The 19634-nt window shown below is 43.6% G+C and carries 15 protein-coding genes; 6 read left to right on the top strand and 9 right to left on the bottom strand.

From position 1 onward, the window contains the following. Window position 1: 1 nt before the first annotated feature. Window positions 2–622: a nicotinamide riboside transporter PnuC gene (gene pnuC, locus HMPREF3034_RS08865; protein ID WP_062434927.1), complete on the top strand. Its 621-nt coding sequence runs from the start codon at window positions 2–4 to the stop codon at window positions 620–622. Continuing rightward, window positions 597–1238 carry a thiamine diphosphokinase gene (locus HMPREF3034_RS08860; protein ID WP_036899127.1) on the top strand — a complete coding sequence of 214 codons (642 nt, stop codon included), beginning with the start codon at window positions 597–599 and terminating at the stop codon, window positions 1236–1238. The genes pnuC and HMPREF3034_RS08860 overlap by 26 nt, the downstream gene beginning before the upstream one ends. A 348-nt stretch (window positions 1239–1586) precedes the next feature. On the opposite strand, the gene dnaA is transcribed toward HMPREF3034_RS08860, so the two are convergent. From dnaA to HMPREF3034_RS08825, 7 genes are all read right to left on the bottom strand, one after another. Beyond that, window positions 1587–2993 (bottom strand): chromosomal replication initiator protein DnaA, encoded by a 1407-nt coding sequence (gene dnaA / locus HMPREF3034_RS08855; RefSeq protein ID WP_036899130.1) that lies wholly within the window; start codon window positions 2991–2993, stop codon window positions 1587–1589. 386 nt (window positions 2994–3379) lie between these two features. Beyond that, complete coding sequence (locus tag HMPREF3034_RS08850; RefSeq protein ID WP_062434924.1) at window positions 3380–4285, bottom strand: MlaD family protein; 906 nt, start codon at window positions 4283–4285, stop codon at window positions 3380–3382. Between the two features lie 12 nt (window positions 4286–4297). Next, a complete protein-coding gene (locus tag HMPREF3034_RS08845; RefSeq protein ID WP_062434922.1) occupies window positions 4298–5482 on the bottom strand; it encodes an N-acetylmuramoyl-L-alanine amidase family protein in 1185 nt (394 codons plus the stop codon). A gap of 54 nt (window positions 5483–5536) precedes the next feature. Beyond that, the gene (gene folB, locus HMPREF3034_RS08840) at window positions 5537–5914 is read right to left on the bottom strand and encodes a dihydroneopterin aldolase (RefSeq protein WP_036899175.1); all 378 of its coding nucleotides are present in this window, start codon (window positions 5912–5914) and stop codon (window positions 5537–5539) included. 80 nt (window positions 5915–5994) lie between these two features. After that, window positions 5995–8574 carry an adenosylcobalamin-dependent ribonucleoside-diphosphate reductase gene (locus HMPREF3034_RS08835; protein ID WP_062434919.1) on the bottom strand — a complete coding sequence of 860 codons (2580 nt, stop codon included), beginning with the start codon at window positions 8572–8574 and terminating at the stop codon, window positions 5995–5997. Window positions 8575–9008: 434 nt separating this feature from the next. Then, window positions 9009–9833 (bottom strand): nucleotidyl transferase AbiEii/AbiGii toxin family protein, encoded by an 825-nt coding sequence (locus HMPREF3034_RS08830; protein ID WP_062434916.1) that lies wholly within the window; start codon window positions 9831–9833, stop codon window positions 9009–9011. Then, entirely contained in the window at window positions 9830–10462 is a 633-nt protein-coding gene (locus HMPREF3034_RS08825; protein WP_062434912.1) for a type IV toxin-antitoxin system AbiEi family antitoxin domain-containing protein, read from the bottom strand. Before HMPREF3034_RS08825 ends, HMPREF3034_RS08830 begins: the two co-directional genes overlap by 4 nt. Before the next feature lie 171 nt (window positions 10463–10633). On the opposite strand from HMPREF3034_RS08825, the gene HMPREF3034_RS08820 reads away from it, so the two are divergent. After that, complete coding sequence (locus HMPREF3034_RS08820) at window positions 10634–11371, top strand: nitroreductase family protein (RefSeq protein ID WP_062434908.1); 738 nt, start codon at window positions 10634–10636, stop codon at window positions 11369–11371. Window positions 11372–11557: 186 nt separating this feature from the next. On the opposite strand, the gene HMPREF3034_RS08815 is transcribed toward HMPREF3034_RS08820, so the two are convergent. Further along, on the bottom strand, window positions 11558–12526 hold the full coding sequence (locus HMPREF3034_RS08815) for a FecR family protein (protein WP_036899145.1): 969 nt from the start codon (window positions 12524–12526) through the stop codon (window positions 11558–11560). A 97-nt stretch (window positions 12527–12623) separates the two neighbouring features. Beyond that, window positions 12624–13154, bottom strand: coding sequence for an RNA polymerase sigma-70 factor (locus HMPREF3034_RS08810; protein WP_036899148.1), 531 nt, complete (start codon window positions 13152–13154; stop codon window positions 12624–12626). 278 nt (window positions 13155–13432) lie between these two features. On the opposite strand from HMPREF3034_RS08810, the gene HMPREF3034_RS08805 reads away from it, so the two are divergent. From HMPREF3034_RS08805 to HMPREF3034_RS08795, 3 genes are read left to right on the top strand one after another with little or no spacing between them, the layout of a single operon-like run. Beyond that, entirely contained in the window at window positions 13433–16738 is a 3306-nt protein-coding gene (locus HMPREF3034_RS08805) for a SusC/RagA family TonB-linked outer membrane protein (protein ID WP_062434905.1), read from the top strand. A 31-nt stretch (window positions 16739–16769) separates the two neighbouring features. Then, window positions 16770–18347 carry a SusD/RagB family nutrient-binding outer membrane lipoprotein gene (locus HMPREF3034_RS08800; RefSeq protein ID WP_062434902.1) on the top strand — a complete coding sequence of 526 codons (1578 nt, stop codon included), beginning with the start codon at window positions 16770–16772 and terminating at the stop codon, window positions 18345–18347. A 40-nt stretch (window positions 18348–18387) separates the two neighbouring features. Then, window positions 18388–19623 (top strand): glycoside hydrolase family 18, encoded by a 1236-nt coding sequence (locus HMPREF3034_RS08795; protein ID WP_062434899.1) that lies wholly within the window; start codon window positions 18388–18390, stop codon window positions 19621–19623. Window positions 19624–19634 lie beyond the last annotated feature (11 nt).

Raw genomic sequence — 19634 nt, 5'->3', positions numbered from 1 at the left:
GATGCAAGAATTTCTAAACAGTCCCGACTTCCTGCTAACGCTGGATGTAACGGCCACCATCTTAGGCCTCATCTACATCTGGCAGGAGTATAATGCCAGCATCTATCTATGGCTTACAGGTATTATCATGCCTCTAGTAGACATCTTTCTCTACTATGAAGCAGGACTGTATGCCGATTTTGGTATGGCCATCTACTACACATCGGCAGCTATCTATGGGTATCTGGTTTGGAAATTCGGCAAGAAACGCAATCAACACGAGGGCGAAGAGATGCCCATCACTAGAATGAAAAAAAAGCTATGGTTACCTGTAACCATAGCTTTTCTCGTGACATGGGCCATTATTTACCGGATTTTAATTACCTTTACCAACAGCAATGTTCCTATTACAGACAGTTTTGCCAACGCCTTAAGTTTCGTAGGCCTGTGGGCATTGGCACGTAAATATGTGGAACAATGGCTTGTTTGGATTGTTGTAGATGCTGTGCTGGCCGTGCTATATTTATATAAAGGTATACCATTTAAGGCTGGACTATATGCCTTGTACGTCGTGATTGCCATCATGGGATACTACAAATGGAAAAGAATGATGAACGATGGACTATCCACTCATAACGCCTGATACAGAGTTCGACGCCGTTGTATTGGCGGCAGGCGACTTCCCTACCCACTCATTACCATTAGCTATATTGGCTAAAGCAACATATCTATGCTGTTGCGATGGTGCTGCGGCCGAGTGTATTGATAGAGGCTACACGCCCGATGCCATCATTGGAGACGGCGATTCACTCTCTCCTGACTTAAAACAGCAGTATGCCGACATCTTCCACGAAGTGCACGAGCAGGACGACAACGACTTGTCCAAAGCTACACGGCACTGTATGAGGCTAGGAATGCGTCACATTGCCTACCTTGGAGCAACGGGGAAGCGAGAAGACCATGCCTTGGGAAACATCTCGTTAATGGTGCGCTACCTGAAAAATATGGCCATACAACCAACCATGATAACCGATCATGGCCTGTTTACTCCTGCATATAAAGACTCTACCTTTGAGAGTTGGCCGGGGCAACAGATTAGTATTTTCAACTTCGGATGCTCACAAATCAAGAGCAAAGGACTGAAATGGCAAAGCTATGCGTATGAACAATGGTGGCAAGGTACACTGAATGAATCGCTTGGAGAAAAGATAGAATTTCATGCCAATGCCTACTATATGGTCTTCAGAGACTTTAAGTGATTCCTATATACATCCATTTCAAAATTCAAATATAATTTCATATTCTTTCCAAAAAAGATGAGGAAGATGTATGCTACATTCATTTTTTTATTTATCTTTGCAACTATAACGTGGTTTTTGGTTTGATACAGTGACCATGTATGACTTTTGAAAATTTTCGCATATATATAAATCTCACCTTTGTGAGAGGTTGTTTCTAAGCTCGTGAGAGTGCGGAAAGACTTGAGTTAATTTATTTTAGTAAATACCTAGCGCTGAGATCGTGAGATTATGGCGCTATTTTTTTGCCCTTATATTTGGGATTAAAAGGCACAAAAAAGCCTTGAATTTCTTCAAGGCTATATCATTTTACTTCTTTAGTTTAAAGGTATTCTCTATTGATACCAACTCATCGCTGAAAGAATGGTCGGTCTTTCTCCGTATTTCCACTTGCGAACAACTGTGAATAACGGTCGAGTGATCACGATTACCTACTAATTTCCCGATGCGAGAAGCAGGCATCTTGGTATATTTCTGAGCCAAATACATCGACACTTGGCGCGCTTCTACCAAGTCGCGTTTGCGACTTCTACTATTTACAGCGGTCGGTGTAACATTGAAATGATTGCATACAGCCTCCACAATCTCATCTATCGTCAAAGGTTTATCGTCTATCTTGACAGCCCGTTTGATAACTCGTTCGGCTAGTCGCATGTCTATATCGCAGTTGTAAACCACGCTATAAGCCAATAAAGAGTTGATAACTCCCTGCAAATCGCGGACACTTCCATTTGCTGTCGAAGCAATAAACATCACCACATCTTCAGGGATATGCAAGCCATCTCGATGAATCTTATTCTTCAAGATATCCACACAAAGCTCCACATTTGGCTTCTCCAACTCCGCTATCAAGCCACAAGAGAAACGGGTAAGCAATCGCTCGTTCATGCCTTTAAGGTCGACCGGAGGTCTATCACTAGCCAAAATGATACGCTTTCCGTTACGGAATAGGTGGTTAAAGATATGGAAGAAGGTGTCTTGTGTCTTAGTTGCGGTGGCCCACTCTTGTATATCATCAACTATCAACATATCTATGGTCTGATAGAAGTTGATGAAATCGTTGGTCGTATTCTGTAAAACAGCATTCGTATATTGCACCTGAAAGAGTCGGGCACTGATATATAGTACTCTCTTTTCCGGATACAACTGATGCGTTCTCAACCCTATAGCATTAATAAGGTGGGTTTTTCCACAGCCTGAAGGACCATAAATAAACATCGGGTTGAACTGGTTATTACCCGGATGTTCGGCTATTGAGAGTCCCACACTGCGTGGAAGCTTGTTGCTATTGCCCTCCACATAGTTCTTAAAAGTAAGATGTGGGTTCAGTTGAGAGTCGATTTGTTGCGGTTGAGCGGCATCAAGTGTCGTCGGAGATTGATTTGCATTCTTCTTTGGAGTGCGCTCCACAGCATCTGCCGGATCAGCCATTAAGTCCTGAGAAAGCTTATGTTCCTTATCAGTAACGACACGGTAACGCAATTGCACACCCTCTCCGAAGGTACGACAAAGCACTTTACTCAGCAGGTCTATGTAGTTTTCTTCCAGATATTCATATACAAATAAGCTGGGAACCTGCAAAAGAAGCGTTTTCGTCTCCGCATCGAATGATTCGTAGGCAATCGACTTGAACCATGTCGCAAATTGCTGTTGGCTCACATTTTCAGCTATGAGCGTAAGGGCTTTGCCCCAACAAGCATCAGGACTCATCTTCATTTGAAACTTATTCTTATTTAGTATGTCTTTCGACTCTCAGTCTATTAACGTGAATGCAAATTTAGCAAAGAATTATGAATAAAACAAATGAGCCCAGTTTAGCGTTTTTTAAGAAATATGCTCTAACCCCTTTATACTGTGATATTTAGCCTTTTTGAGAATTCAAAGTTGTATAAATAGGCTTTCATAATTACAACCTCTTGATATTACGGACATTACACGGCTTCCACAACTTTACAGTCCTTGTACGCAAGCATGGTATAAACATTGCCTGAATCGCCTACTATAAAACGTGTTTCGAGCCATTCAAGAAGCCGTGAAACATTCAAACGAATTATTTAGACCATTTTTAAATAATTACAATTTTAATCCTTTTATCGAATTAACTATTTATCCTTGCGTCCGAAGAGTGAGAAATGAACATAGCGTTTGGGATGTTCACGCAAGTTATTAAGCAGAGAGTCGGCACTCAACATGGTTGCATTCAGATTGTTATAAAGACTTGCATCGTTCATCAACAAGCCCAAACTCCCCTCATTGTTGTTCAGTTTAGCTGTCACAGACTGCACATTAGCTATCGTAGCATCGACTTTAGCCATTGTCCCGGCAACATCCACAGCAGCCAAATTAGCTGTCAACCGATTTGTATTATCAAGCACCGTATTTGCCTTTGTCATCATTCCGGGCACGTTCTTATTCAGCCCTGCCATCAGCGTATTAAGCTGTTGCGTGGTCGTAGTCAAGTTTGCCGATACCTGTTGTGCATTCTCTTGAATCTGCGCTATGGCCGGATTAGCCAGCAATTGATTCACACGCGTTAAGATACTATCCAATTTGGGTAACATATTCTGTACCGTCGGCATCATCGAAGCAGCCTGTGCTAGTGCGCCACCATTGATAACTCCTATGATGGTATCGCCCAAAGCCATACGTTCACGTGGGTTATTAGCCATGAGAATATTCATCTTCACGTTGCCCATGAAGTCGCTTACAATCTCTGCCGAACTACCTTTTGGGATTCGAAGATTATTATCTACATCGATTTTTACCAAAATATTCTCAGCCTGATTATAATTGTATTCTATCGCTTTCACCACTCCCACCTGATAGCCATCAGCATAGATAGGATTGGAAGAAGACAGTCCGCTGATATCCGTAAACTTCACATAGTATGTATATTTATTAGAGAATATCGACATTCCTTTGAGATAATTCAACCCAAAATACAAGACTGTCACGCCCATTATGGCTACAATGGCTATCTTAACCTCCCTTGTGAACATTTTCTTCATTTCGCTTATTGATTATTTGTTTTGCTTGAACTCCTTGATAGCTTCCCTCACATCCATCTTCATATCGCCCTTAAAGGCTATAACAAAAGCCTCCGGGAATTTATCACGCAACTGAATACGCAATCTATTTATTTCATTATAGTCGTTCGAAGCACCATATGTATATTTATATGTATTATTCTCTTGATAGAAATCGGCATCTTCCAAGCCTCGAGAAGTCTTTTCCTTGGTACTGAGTTTATGACCGGAAGTCAACACTTGCACCTTAAATACGGGTCGATTATCTGTCTCTTGCACCGGCTCCACTGCGGGTACCGGAGTTTCAGACTCCTTATATTGATCGGGCACTATATTCGGAATGGTCGACTTTACCGGTTCAGTTACCTTGTAAGGCACAACAATATCACCACCATAGTATTTCGACTTATAAGCCACGAAAGCATTGAATATACCCTTCGCATAGCGGTCTACAGCATCGGCAGTATTCAAAAACTGCTCCTCATCGGGCGTGGAGATAAATCCTAATTCCAACAGACAACTAGGCATAGACGACAATCTCAATACAGCTAGATTATCTTGATGCGCCCCCATATCGGCACGACCGGTAGCCGAACAAACATTGCGTTGCATCAGTTTTGCCAAAGCCACACTCTGTTCCATATTCTTATCTTGTATAAACTCATACATGATATTGCTCTCAGACGAGTTTGGATCAAAGCCCTGATAGGTCTGCCGATAGTCTTTCTCTAGATAAATAACAGCATTCTCGCGCTTTGCCACTTCCAGATTTTGTACGATGCCACGCTTGCTACCACTCGCTCTTCCACTACCAAGCGTATAAGTTTGGAATCCACGAGCGATGTGTCCACCCGGCAGTGCATTCGTATGAACCGACACAAACAAGTCGGCCTTGTTGCGATTGGCTATATCTGCACGGTCTTTCAGAGGGATAAATACATCCGAACGGCGTGTATATACTACCTTCACATCAGGACAACTACGCTCCACCAACTTACCAAAAGCCAGTGCAATCGTCAAATTTATATCTTTTTCTTTGGAAAATGCCCCCATAGCTCCCGTATCATGACCACCATGTCCCGGGTCGATAACAAGGGTAAAACGTCGGTTGGCAGCGTTAGAAGTGATTGCAACCAACAGCAATGTTATCAATGAGAACAATATTTTCTTATTTATCATAGAGGTATAATTGACAAAGGTAATGATTTAATATTACAAAACCACTATCTACATCTAGGTTTTATCATTTATTAAAAGTAGTTTCACGCTTGCGTTCCCCGCATCCGTTCCCATTGGAGGGTTTTCTTTCACTACCTCCACTTCGACCGATTGCATATCCGGGAATTGTGTCAATAGGCGCTGACCTATATTTCCGGCCACACGTTCCAGCAGATTGCAAGGTTCCAACATGGAAGTGGATACCACGAGATATATGTCGGCATAGTTCAACGTGTCGTCCACATGGTCCGACCGAATGGCTCTTGATACGTCATAACCTATTTTCAGATTCACCACATAGTCATTGCCCGTAAGGCGTTCCTGCGGCAGCACACCGTGGAAAGCATGATACCGCAAACCATTCAAACAAATGAAACTTTCTTTCAATTTCATATGGGTCGTATTATATCCGAAATTCCACGATACAGCATTTGCCGTCCCGCGGAACATCTCTATTAACTTTATCTACGGCTTTATCCGCAGCGACTGGCACCGCAGTTGGTACAAATCAAGCATCCCTCTTGATATACCAAACTCTCGTTACCACAAACCGGGCACTTCTGCCCCTTTGCCTGAGTGCCGTCGGTGATATACTTCTTCAGCGCACGCTCTACACCGTTCTTCCATGTATTGATACTTTCATCCTTCAACTGGAGCGAACTTACCAACTTCATCACATGGTCAATAGGCATACGATAACGCAAAACACCAGAAATCAACTTGGCATAATTCCAATATTCGGGGTTGAACTTCTCGCTCAAACCCTCCACTGTCGTCTTATAACCACGCTTGTTTTCAAACTGGAAATCGTAACGACTACTGCCGTCTTCACTCTTTTTCTTAATAATCTTACCTTTGGTAACGGTCTTTGGCAACACGATACCTTCCTCATCATCTTGCAATCCGGTGAAGATTTCATAAGGATAACCATTGAGCAGACCTACGAAAGCCACCCACTTTTCCTTATTGTTTTGGAATCTCACGACATCACATTCCAACTCTGCCGGGCGCACTTCGGTCACCTCTGTATGATGGCATGGAGGTGCCGGAGCAGTCAATGGTTCCGGTGTTTCTTTATTTTCTTCCTTCTTCTTATCTTTCTTCGACACAGAAATCATCACACCCGAACGACTTCCATCGCGGTAAATGGTGCATCCTTTACATCCACTCTTCCATGCCTCTACGTACAGACGGTTCACGAGTTCTTCGTCTACGTTGCTCGGCAGGTTCACTGTTACGCTGATAGAATGGTCTACCCATTTCTGAATAGCGCCTTGCATCTTCACCTTCATCAGCCAGTCTACATCGTTAGCCGTAGCCTTATAATAAGGCGACTTAGCCACCAATGCCTCTATCTCTTCTGCCGTATAGCGCTTGTTGGGGTCGTAACCGTTGATCTGCATCCATGTTAAGAACTTGCGATGGTACACGATATACTCTTCAAACGAGTCGCCCACCTCATCGACAAAGTCCACATGTACGTCGGCATCATTGGGATTCACCTTGCGACGACGCTTATAGAACGGCATGAATACAGGCTCAATACCACTAGTCGTCTGTGTCATCAGCGAGATAGTACCCGTAGGAGCGATGGTCAAACAAGCAATGTTACGACGACCATATTTCTCCATATCGGCATACAACTCTGGTTCTGCCTCTTTGATACGCAGCACGAAAGGATTGGCAGCTTCACGCTTCGCATCGTAAATCTCAAATGCTCCACGCTCTTCAGCCATCGTTACCGAACTACGATAAGCATTCAATGCCAAAGTCTTATGCACATTTACGCTGAAGTCGGTAGCCTCTTGGGTGCCGTAACGCAGATTCATAGCAGCCAGCATATCGCCTTCGGCAGTGATACCTACCCCTGTACGACGTCCCATACCACTCTTACGCTGAATCTTTTCCCATAGATGATATTCTGCTCCTTTCACCTCGTTGCTCTGAGGGTCGACCTCTATCTTCTTCATGATGAGGTCTATCTTCTCCATCTCCAAGTCTATGATATCGTCCATGATGCGCTGTGCCAACTGCACATGCTTCTTGAATTTCTCGAAATTGAAGATAGCTTTATCCGTGAATGGATTCTCTACATAACTATAAAGATTGATACTCAACAGACGGCAAGAGTCGTAAGGACACAATGGAATCTCACCACAAGGGTTGGTACTTACCGTGCGGAAGCCTAAATCGGCATAGCAATCGGGAATGCTCTCACGAAGAATCGTATCCCAAAATAATACACCCGGCTCAGCACTCTTCCAAGCATTATGCACTATTTTCTCCCATAAAGCCTTGGCAGAGATTTCCTTCGACACCTTAGGATTGTTGCCATCTATGGGATATTGCTGTACATAAGGCTTACCATCGACGGCAGCCTGCATGAACCTATCGTCCAACTTCACCGATACATTGGCACCTGTAACCTTGCCCTCTGTCATCTTTGCGTCGATAAAAGCCTCACTATCGGGATGCTTAATACTCACGCTGAGCATCAACGCACCGCGACGACCATCTTGCGCTACCTCACGCGTAGAGTTGCTATAACGCTCCATGAAAGGCACAAGACCAGTACTTGTCAATGCCGAATTATTCACCGGTGAGCCTTTCGGACGGATATGACTCAGATCATGCCCTACTCCACCGCGACGCTTCATCAGCTGTACTTGCTCCTCGTCGATACGCATGATAGCGCCATAACTGTCGGCATCGCCATCCAAACCAATTACAAAACAGTTGCTCAAGCTAGCCACTTGGTGATCGTTTCCGATACCGGTCATCGGACTACCGGCCGGAACGATATAGCGAAAGTGATCCATCAAGTCGAACACTTCTTGTGCCGACATCGGATTCGGGTATTTCTTTTCAATACGTGCGATTTCATTTGCGATACGCCAATGCATATCTTCGGGACTCTGTTCGAAAATATTTCCGAAGCTGTCTTTCATCGCATACTTATTAACCCACACTCTAGCAGCCAGCTCATCACCGTCAAAGTACTTCAAAGAAGCCTGAAAAGCTTCTTCATAAGAGTAAATCTTATTCTTTTCCATGTTTGTTTTGATCAGTAGGATTTATGTTGCAAATGTACATAATATATTTCACTTAATCTCCTCTTTTCGGTAGATTAATTTCATAATTAACACGCCCAAGTTTTCTAAAACAGAGAACATTTTCTCGAAGAGAATAGCTGAAAGTTTCCCATTTTGAGTAACTTGCAAACTCTTTACTATGAATTTGTTCTCACAAAACGTTTCATTTTGAAAATAAATAACACTAAATACTCTATATAAAAAGTCAAAAACAAATGAAAACAAGCTCCATAATACACCCCTCTTCTCTCTTCTCTAACCCCTTATTTCCTCCTCTCTCTCCTTGAGAAAGAACTGAAAAGAGATTACTGCAACTGCTTACCAGCATCGCTGCCTAGGCTAAACAGCATTGCTGAATAAGCTTGGCAGCATTGCTGCTAAGCCTTTGCAGACTGCTATAAAATACGCAGATGGTCGGCTAATTGTACGAAATAGTCGTTCGACCATATATCTATGGCAGTAGCATCAAGAATAAATGGACGAACATCTGTCTTCACTTGATCTAGGTTTACAGTCAACAATCGTTCTCGCAGCAGCATCAGAAACTGCTCGACACTCATATCTACTCCGTTAAATTCACGTATGCGCTCTCGCAAATGGCGATAGTCGAGCGGTATACCATGCCGTATATACCATTCAAAATCGTACCAATCGCGACCTTTTACACGGTTTTTCCAATTCCGAAATACTAGCGCATGGAGTTTTCCAGCAAAGAGGTCGGGCAAGGCAAAACATCTAACCATAAAAGAAAAAGGCTGAAGTATAAGCTTTTGTTCTGTCTGAAAATCAAGCGGAGGAGCGGTATCTACTTCTATTTTCACCGTAATGCTCTTCTCTGTTTGGAATGTTAGGTCGTAAACTTCAGTAGTATCTTTCAAGAAAGCCGACTCACCCTTTCCAAAATTCTTTTTGTCTTTCTTGGTAATTACAAGCTCACGTCCCAACGCTTTAAACTCGGTGACAATCGCATCAAAATAATTCTCAATCTTAAAGTCATTATCTTTTTGCAACAACGAGAAGTCCATATCTTCAGAATAGCGATTCAATCCATGTACGATTCTCAAACATGTACCTCCATAGAAAGCTGCCTTTTCAAAAAAACCACCTCTATAAAGCCCTGCCAAAGCTATCTGTTGAGTCACTTCATACATCGCATTGCGATTGTCACTGTCTGTGGTTCGCCGATGGGCAGCAAGCATATTATCAAAAATATCATTCATGAGCGCAGTATATTAGCTATATTTTGAATCAAAACAGACTTTTTCCCGACAGTAGCACAAGCTTCAAATACAGAGGCATCCATCGCACGGAATTCGTCCATGTCCAATCGCAAATCTTCTTCTAAATAACGGAGTAATTCTTGGCGATACCTCATATTCAAATATGGTGTCGTCACTATCAAATCACATAAAGCCTTTTCAGGCGATGCCATCAGGTACGAAAGATTATCTTCATTGACTATCTTAACGCCTATAGGATAATAGTCTACATCGACATGAAGGTATTCAAAGCGCCCTACAGAGTTATCAAATTGATTTGAACGCTTCGTTGTGATAGACTGGATGGAGTAGACTTGTTCGGGAATCATGCCCCAATGGCGTAACGCTGTAAGGCACGATACATAAGAAGGCCCATAGAGATGGTTGGCAACTAAGGATGTTGAAATATGTACACGACTTACCTCCGGGGACACAATATACAGCCCTCGCTTTAAACGAATAATATCTTCCTGCCTTTCCATATACGAAAGTTTCTTATCGGGAGCTTTTATATCACGCATCATAGACTTTAAAACGTCTGCACTAAAAGGCACACTACCAAGCTTTTCAAGTTGTCGTCTAATATCCATTACCACCTTTTTAGAATGTTTACAAGGCAAATATAGTAAAAACATACATAGTAAAAGAGAATTTTTCTCGTTTTCTCGACATTTTTTTACCAATACTATTTCTTCTTAGAGTGACAAATAACTTCAGGTTAAATATTTTCTGTTATCTTCGTTTTTATTATCTTTGCAAACATGAAAGAAACGATATTAAGACGAAGAACAATTCGTAAATATAGCCAAAAGGAAGTGAGCGAAGAACTGTTAAACGACTTGTTGGAGGCAGCCGGACGAACTCCCACGATGGGAAACCTGCAACTCTACAGTGTTGTCGTGACACGCGATGAGCAGCGAAAATCCGCCTTGGCACCGGCACACTTCAATCAACCGATGGTAACAGGAGCTCCCGTGGTACTCACTATCTGCGCCGATTTTCGCCGAACAAGCGTCTGGGCAGAGAATAGAAAGGCCGTTCCGGGATACGACAACTTCCTCTCGTTCATGAATGCAGCGACAGATGCCCTGCTCTACACGCAGACTTTTACGTGTTTGGCAGAAGAAGTCGGATTGGGAACCTGCTTCCTTGGCACTACCATCTATATGCCGCAACTCATCATTGATACACTAAAACTGCCTCAACTCGTGATGCCGGTGGCCACACTGACCGTAGGTTGGCCCGACGAGGAGCCGGCACTCAGTGACCGTTTGCCGTTGAAAGCTTTCATTCATCAAGAAATCTACACCGACTATACGCCACAGAGTATTGATGAATACTACACACCAAAGGAGCAATTGGAAGAAAATAAGCACTTCGTAGAAATCAATGACAAAGAGACTTTGGCTCAGATCTTCACGGATATTCGCTATACCAAGAAAGATAATGAGGCTTTGTCGGAAGGCTTCATGAAAGCATTAAAATCTCAAGGTTTTTAATGTTGTTATACGAGAATAAACTTAGCTATCGAACAGGCGCATACTAAAAGATACAAGACAAAAGAATACCGCCCCAACGAGAACTGAAGAAGAGACTACGAAGAGACTCGTTTTCAGTAGCCGTTGGGGCGGTATGAAATATAAAAACAAGGTAGACAGAGGAATCATTTACTGTCTCCGAGAGTTTTATTTGCGTTCCAGTGTGATATGCTTACCGCTGGTATGATAGCGGAAAGGAATGGTATAGGTCAACGCATTCAATACAGAGTCGATGGTTTCATTGCGACGTATATAGCCCGAATAAGTCTGTCGGCGGTCCATATTGTCGGCCAAAGTAATATCTACACCATAAAAACGCGACAACACAAGCGCAATATCGGCAATCGACATATTCTCAAACGGAATCATGCCATCGTGCCATACAGCCTCTAGCTGTGCATAGACGTTCTTCACCTCCATGGTGTGCAAATTCTTATTAATGATAGCTTTCTGGTTTGGTTTGATGATAACCTTGCCTTCTCCATCAAGACCTGATACTTCAAGACGCCCCTCCAGCAATGTCACCTCTTCCTGTCCATTGCCCGCTTCAGTCTTAAAGTCGAAAACGGTACCTAAAACACGCGTCTCCACTCCCTTACTATTGACGATAAAAGGCTTTGTCGGATTCTTGGTAACTTCAAACAAGGCCTCGCCCGTAAGTTCTACCCTACGCTCGTCTCCATCGAAATTGCGGGGGTAACTAATCGTACCATTCTTATTAAGCCACACCTTTGTACTGTCGGGCAACGTCACTGCCAGCACCCTACCGTTGGCCGTAACAGTTGTCATTTGCGGATTCTTCAGCATAGACCATAAAGCAACAGCACCTCCCACCACTACAATGGTGAGGGCAGCAGCATAGCGTGTCCATACAAGTCGACGCACTTTGGCACGTCGATTTTCCAACCGGTGAATCTCGTCGAATAGTGATGCTTCCACCTTATTAATATCAGGTATAGCGTCTTGAGGCCTGCGTAGTCCTTCACGATAAGCCAACTCGGCACTGAAGAGCATGCGCTCATTGTCCTTAGACTGGCGCAACCAATCAAGGAGTTGCGTATCATCGGCGTGCGAGTCCTTACCCAATATGTAGTTTTTTATTAGTTTAAAATTCATGCTGTCGTAATATCCTGATTTTAATTTCTTATTTACCTTTTATATATAGAAACACCTTTAAAGAAAAAATAGCGTATTGCGAAAAAGCAAAAAAATGTTATTTCTTCTTGAGAAAAGCCAGCCGATCGCGCAGATAGCACAGTGCTTTATAGACATGTACATCGACTGTACGAACGGAAACTTCCATCACATCGGCAATCTCTTTATTTTTCATACCGTGAACATAGCTCATCACGAATGCCTGTCGCCTCTTGTCGGGTAGTTCATCAATAGCCGTATGAATCTGTTGGTGGAGTTCCCGACTCTCCATATAGCGTATGACATCATTGTGTTCCGGATGAAAGAAGTCCATACGACTTGCCTCTATCTGTGTACGGGCATCTTGATAATCTTTCACCACAGCCTTATGTTTCATTATATTGATAGCCCTACTATACACTGCTCGGTAGAGAAAAGCCTTCATGTGCTCACGGTCGGTCATACTTTCTCGATATTTCCAGAGTTCCACAAAGGCCTCTTGGACAAGATCTTTCACCTCATCCTCGTCCACCAAATGCGATGCATAATAGGCCAAGGGCGAATATAACTCCCTGAAAATCAGCCTAAAATCATCTTCTGTAATATTCATCTATCACGCGCTTCTTTAGATATTAGTCATGTAAAATTACGTATTTCACGCGAGAAAGCAACACTACCTTGCGCTTTTTAATTATTTTAACTCACAGCTAAAAGACCTAACAGAACTACTATTTGGCAGACTAATTAGAAAAATAATAAAAAAAATAGTTTTAGGATACGCAATTCTCTGCAAAGGATTGTTATCATTATAAAAGCTATCATATATTGCGGGGTTCCGCAACTTAAACCATTTTTTAATAACTTAAAACAATAAATTCATTTCCAGCTATGGACAATAAACACTATGAACATGGTTTGACGTTATGTAAGACCATCTTGGTGCTCTTCCTACTCTGCGTTCCCATGCAAGGCATGAAGGCACAAGTGAACTTCGTAACTCCACGCGCCAAGCTCGAAGCTGTAGTTAAACAATTGAAAACCAAATCCAAGTATCGTTTCTTCTACAACGATGTATTGGCAAAGGTAGAGGTCAATGCCGTTACCGCCAAGGATGAGCCATTGCCTAATGTGCTCAACAAGCTCTTCGCAGGAACAGACATCACCTATAAGATTGTCGATGATGTAGTTTATCTCTCCAAGGGTAAAGCTACCGAACAGCAAAAGAAACAACAAGCTCAACAGCGTACCAGCGAAAGCCACAAGATTGAGGGAACCGTCACCGATGCCAATGGCGAGCCACTGATAGGTGTCAGCGTGCAGGTGAAAGGTTCTACGCTTGGAGCCGTAACCGACCTTGACGGCCATTACGTCTTCACCACAGATGTGGCCAATCCCGTACTGGTTTATTCTTATATTGGTTATGCAACCCAAGAAGTGGAATTGCAAGGACGCAACAAAATGGATCTCGTGATGCGCGAAGAAGCCCATACGTTGAGTGACGTTGTCGTAACAGCGCTTGGCATCAAACGCTCTGAGAAAGCCTTGAGTTATAATGTACAGAAGGTAGGAGGTGAGGATGTGAACACCGTAAAGAGTGCTAACTTCATGAATTCTTTGGCCGGTAAGGTGGCCGGTGTCAACATCAACTCTTCAGCTTCGGGTGCCGGTGGTGCAGCTCGTGTAGTGATGCGTGGTCCTAAATCGATTACCCAGAGTAACGGAGCACTCTATGTGGTAGACGGAGTACCCATGACCAACACCAGCCAAGGCGAAGTAGCCAACGGAAGATATGGCTCACAGCCCGGTTCAGAAGGCATCGCCGATATCAATCCAGAAGACATTGAGAGCATCTCTGTGCTCAGTGGTCCTGCCGCAGCAGCTCTTTATGGTTCGGCAGCAGCCCAAGGTGTCATCATGATTACCACCAAGAAGGGCAAAGAAGGCCGTATCCAAGTGAGCGTTTCCAACAGTTCACAGTTCAACCGCCCATTCATCATGCCTCAATTTCAAAACTCTTATGTCAACAGGCAGAATGAAGTGGCATCTTGGGGAGCCAAAGCTGAGTCGCAGTTTGGAAACTATGAACCCAAAAACTTCTTTGGTACAGGTAGCAATATACAGAACAATGTGTCTTTGACCGTAGGTTCTGACAAGAATCAGACTTATCTCTCGGTAGGTACGACAAATGCCAAGGGTATCATGCCTAACAATAGCTACAATCGCTATAACTTCACTTTCCGCAACACAACACATTTTTTGGATGATAAACTGACTTTTGATTTCGGTTTCAACTACATCCTTGAAAACGACAAGAACCTCACTGCACAAGGTGAATATTTCAATCCTATCCCTGCCGCATACCTCTTCCCACGTGGCGAGAGTTTCGATGCTATCCGCACATACGAAATTTGGGATCCTACACGCCTTATCTATATGCAGAACTGGAACTTTGGTGATGCTCTGAGTATGCAAAACCCTTACTGGATAGCCAACCGTATGGTACGCACCAATAAGAAGGGACGCTACATGGTCAACGGCTCTTTGAAATACCAAATCACCAAGTGGCTAGACGTAACCGGTCGTCTGCGTTGGGACGATGCGGCCACTAAGCAAGAAGATAAACGCTATGCCTCTACCATCAACCTGTTCTCTCACTCCAACTACGGTTTCTATGGATACGACAAAATCAACGACCAGAGTCTCTATGGAGACCTCATGGCTAATATCAACAAGTCGTGGGATACATTCAGCGTAGGTGCCAATATCGGTGGTTCGTTCTCACGTACGAAGTACGATGTGACCGGTTTTCAAGGCGGACTCAAAGCTCCTTCCAATCTATTTACACCTAATGCCATCGATTATAGCCAAGTAACGAATGACAACCGCCCCATATTCAACTTGAACAAACATTACATCAATTCATTGTTTGCCAACGTAGAATTGGGTTGGAAGAGCATGCTCTACTTGACATTAACCGGCCGTAACGACTGGGATTCTGCCCTCGATGGTACGGCAAAGAGTTCATTCTTCTATCCATCAGTAGGTATGTCGGCCGTTATTTCAGAAATGGCCAAGCTCCCTCGTTTCATCAATTACATGAAGGTACGTGCTTCTTGGGCCAGCGTAGGTTCGGCTATCAAGCCTAATATTTCTTCTTTGTGGCGATACGGGTACAATCCTGCATCTGCAACATATAGCACTGTGACCTATAAATTCCCCGAAACATTCTATCCGGAACGTACTGATTCGTGGGAGGCCGGCCTTACCGCACGCTTCTTCAACAATGCCTTGACAATGGATTTGACGGTTTATCAGAGCAACACTCGCAAGCAGACATTTCTTCGTTCAATCTCTGCCGGAGGTGGTTATAACCAAGAATACATTCAAACAGGTAATGTCCGCAACCGCGGTTTGGAGCTTTCGCTCGGCTATAACAAGACATGGGGTAATTTCGGATGGAACACCAATCTGACCTACAGTATGAATCGCAATAAGATTATCAACCTGCTCGACGATCCCAACGAGGTGCTCAACATGGGTGGACTCAATGGTATCAACATCATTTTGAAGAAAGGTGGTACCATGGGCGATGTCTATACCAGCACTGATTTCAAGCGCGATGCCGATGGAAACATTGCTTTGGATGCTAGTGGCAACGTGATGCAAGAAAATCTAAGCAACCCTGTTTATCGTGGTTCTGTGCTCCCCAAAGGTAACGTAGGTTTCTCTAACGAATTCTCTTATAAGGGAATGAACTTCGGTTTTCTCGTTACAGCACGCTTTGGTGGTATCGTAATGAGCCAGACACAAGCCATCCTCGACCAATATGGAGTATCCAAGGCATCGGCTGATGCTCGTGATAACGGAGGCATCAACGTCAATAGTGGCAAGGTGGGAGCCGAAGGTTACTTTGCAGTAGTAGGTGGTAACAACCCCATTTGGTCGGAATACATTTATAGTGCCACCAATGCTCGTCTACAAGAAGCCCACATTAGCTACACGCTTCCCAAAACATGGCTCAAGCATATACAACTAACGCTTGGACTGACAGCGCACAATCTCTTCATGATCTACAACAAAGCCCCGTTTGATCCAGAATCAACTGCCTCAACCGGTACATACTATCAAGGCTTTGACTACTTCATGCAGCCAAGTCTGCGCTCACTAGGTTTCAATGTAAACCTGAAATTCTAAGTTCCCGTCCTAATTAAATTAAAACATCACAATGAAAAATAAATATATTTCAAGAGTAGCCATGATGGGAATGGCAGCTGCTTTTACCATGAGCAGTCTTTCCTCATGTACGGCAGGTTTTGAAGAAGCCAACCGCCCGGGAAATAATGCTTCTGCAGAGGAACTGGGTCGTGACAACTATACCATAGGCTCATTCCTTGTACAAATGCAGAATGCTGTCTTCCCAGAACAAGAAAACGACTTCCAAATGGACGAAGACCTAATAGGCAATTATTTAGCTCGTTACATGACATACGTTAATCATGGATGGAATAACGCCAACTTTGCAACGATGAACGCCCCTGCCAATTGGGTGCGCTATCCACAGAAAACGGTGGCTCCCAAGTTTACTTCAGCTTTCAACGAAGTAAAGCGTTTGAGCAACGGAAAGAAAGATGTAAACTATGCTTGGGCTCTTATTCTGCGCTCACAAGGTATCCTTTGCATGACCGACAAGTATGGCCCATTCACCATCGGAGCCGGCAAAGATGGCAAAGAGTATAGTTCACAGAAAGATATCTACACACAAGTAGTGGCCGATTTGGATGAAGCTATCTCTATTCTGAAGCCTTTAACAAGCAACGCATCGTTTACCGCCAATGCCAGTTTCGACAAAGTGTACGGCGGAAAGTTTATCAAATGGATGAAATTTGCCAATTCCTTGAAACTGCGTATTGCTATACGAATCAGCGGTATAGAACCTGAGATGGCTAAGAAGATAGGCGTGGAAGCAGTCAAAGCCGGTGTCATAGAGAAGAATGATGAAAACCTTGCTATTGAATATACACCTCATGGACTTTATAAAACTTCTGTGGAATGGGGTGACAGTCGGGCCTGTGCCGACATCGAAAGCTACATGACCGGTTTTAACGACCCTCGATTGGCAAAATATTTTAAGCCCGTAGGCGAACGTAAGGCTGGTTCACGCGAGATTATCGGTTGTCGCGCCGGTGCCAAGATTGGTAACAAGTCGGTGGCAGGTCCGCTCTATTCGGCTGCCAATGTAACCAATTCTACCAAAGGTATTTGGCTCACAGCCGCAGAAATGTGGTTCTGCCGTGCCGAAGGAGCTTTAATGAATTGGGACGGAATGGGCGGTTCGGCCAAGACATTGTACGAAAAAGCCATTACAATATCTTTCCAACAATGGGAAGCCGGTGATGCAACTAATTATCTCAACAACAACTATGATAAGCAAGCTACCTATGAAGATGCTGACGGAGGCTTTGGTCATAATGTGGGTAGAGTAAGTACTATCACTGTCATGTGGGATGATCATGAATCTATGGAACGCAAGATGGAGCGCCTCATCACACAGAAATGGATTGCTCTCTTCCCTTATGGACAAGAAGGATGGAACGAAATCAGACGTACAGGTTATCCTAAAGTGTTCCCAGTAGACCAAAATACAGGTTCCTACACGATCAAGGTGCCAAACAGAATTCCATTCTCTGACACAGAAATCACAGAGAATCCAGAAAACTTGGCCAAGGCTAAAGAACTGTTACAAGGACCAGATACTTATGCAACACCAATGTGGTGGCAGAAGAAATGGTGGAGAAACTATTGATAACTGTAACCGAATTTCCTAACCAAACATAGAAAAGAAAATGAAAAATATATTCAAAACGATTCTTTACGCTCTTGCTGTCGGATGCTCATTGACGGCTTGTAGCGACTGGACCGATACTGAAACACAAAACCCGACCGACCTTACCAAGAATATTAGGACGGAAGCTTATTATACACAACTGCGCGACTTCAAAAAGAGCGACCATCCTTTATCAATGGGATGGTTTGGTGGTTGGGCTGGTAGAAACGCCTCTTTGAAAACCTCACTAAGCGGCTTACCCGACAGTCTTGACTTCGTTTCACTGTGGGGAAATTGGAAAAACCTATCACAGGAACAAAAAGACGATTTGAAATACGTACAAGAAACCAAGGGTACCAAGGTGCTTATATGCTGGCAGGTGCATGATATTGGAGACCAGCTGACACCTGATGCGCCCGAAGGTTGGGCAGAAAAGAATCCCGGTAAGATTTACCGCCATGAATATTGGCACTGGGGTAACAACAAAGAAGAGAACCTAAAGGCCGTAGAGGCGTATGCCAAAGCCATTCTCGATACTATTCGCACCTACAATTATGACGGTTTTGATCTCGACGCGGAGCCATTTATCAAACAAATAGGTTTTGAAGCTAACGAAGAATTGTGGCATGATTTGGACTACATCCATAAATTTGTAGAAGTATTGGCTACCGAGTTGGGTCCCCAGTCGGGCACAGACAAACTGTTGGTTATCGATGGTATGCCCGAAGGATTGAAGAAACCGGAAATGGAAAAGTATTTTAACTATTTCATTCTGCAGGCCTATCACAACAAAAATTCTGGTTATCGCCGTGTAAACGACATCCAAACTCGCTTCGATGCGCAGTATGATCATTTCAAAGATGTGCTTTCTCCTGAGGCACTATGCAAGAAAATCATCATTACAGAAAACTTTGAAGATGGCCAAAACATCACTGCCTACCGCTATATTATGGCTGAAGGTATTGAGCATCAGCACGATTATGAGGGTTTGGTACCAAACTCTATGATGACTTGGCAGACCACCAGTCAAGATCGTTGGGGACGGACTTACACCTTGAGCGATACAGAAAAGCGTTGGGTATCACGCAGTATCATCACCTACGCTATGTGGAATCCCACCATCAACGGTAAGGTTTGTCCTAAAGGTGGTATCGGAACTTTCCATATGGAGTACGAATATGACAAGGACGGCACTATCAATACCTATCCAAACCTACGTACTGCCATCCAGCTACAAAACCCCAACAAAAAATAAACAACAGATTA

This window comes from Prevotella sp. DNF00663 (genome assembly GCF_001553265.1).
In the GTDB taxonomy this organism is placed as follows: Bacteria; Bacteroidota; Bacteroidia; order Bacteroidales; family Bacteroidaceae; genus Prevotella.
This window is presented reverse-complemented; position numbering and strand designations above follow the sequence as displayed.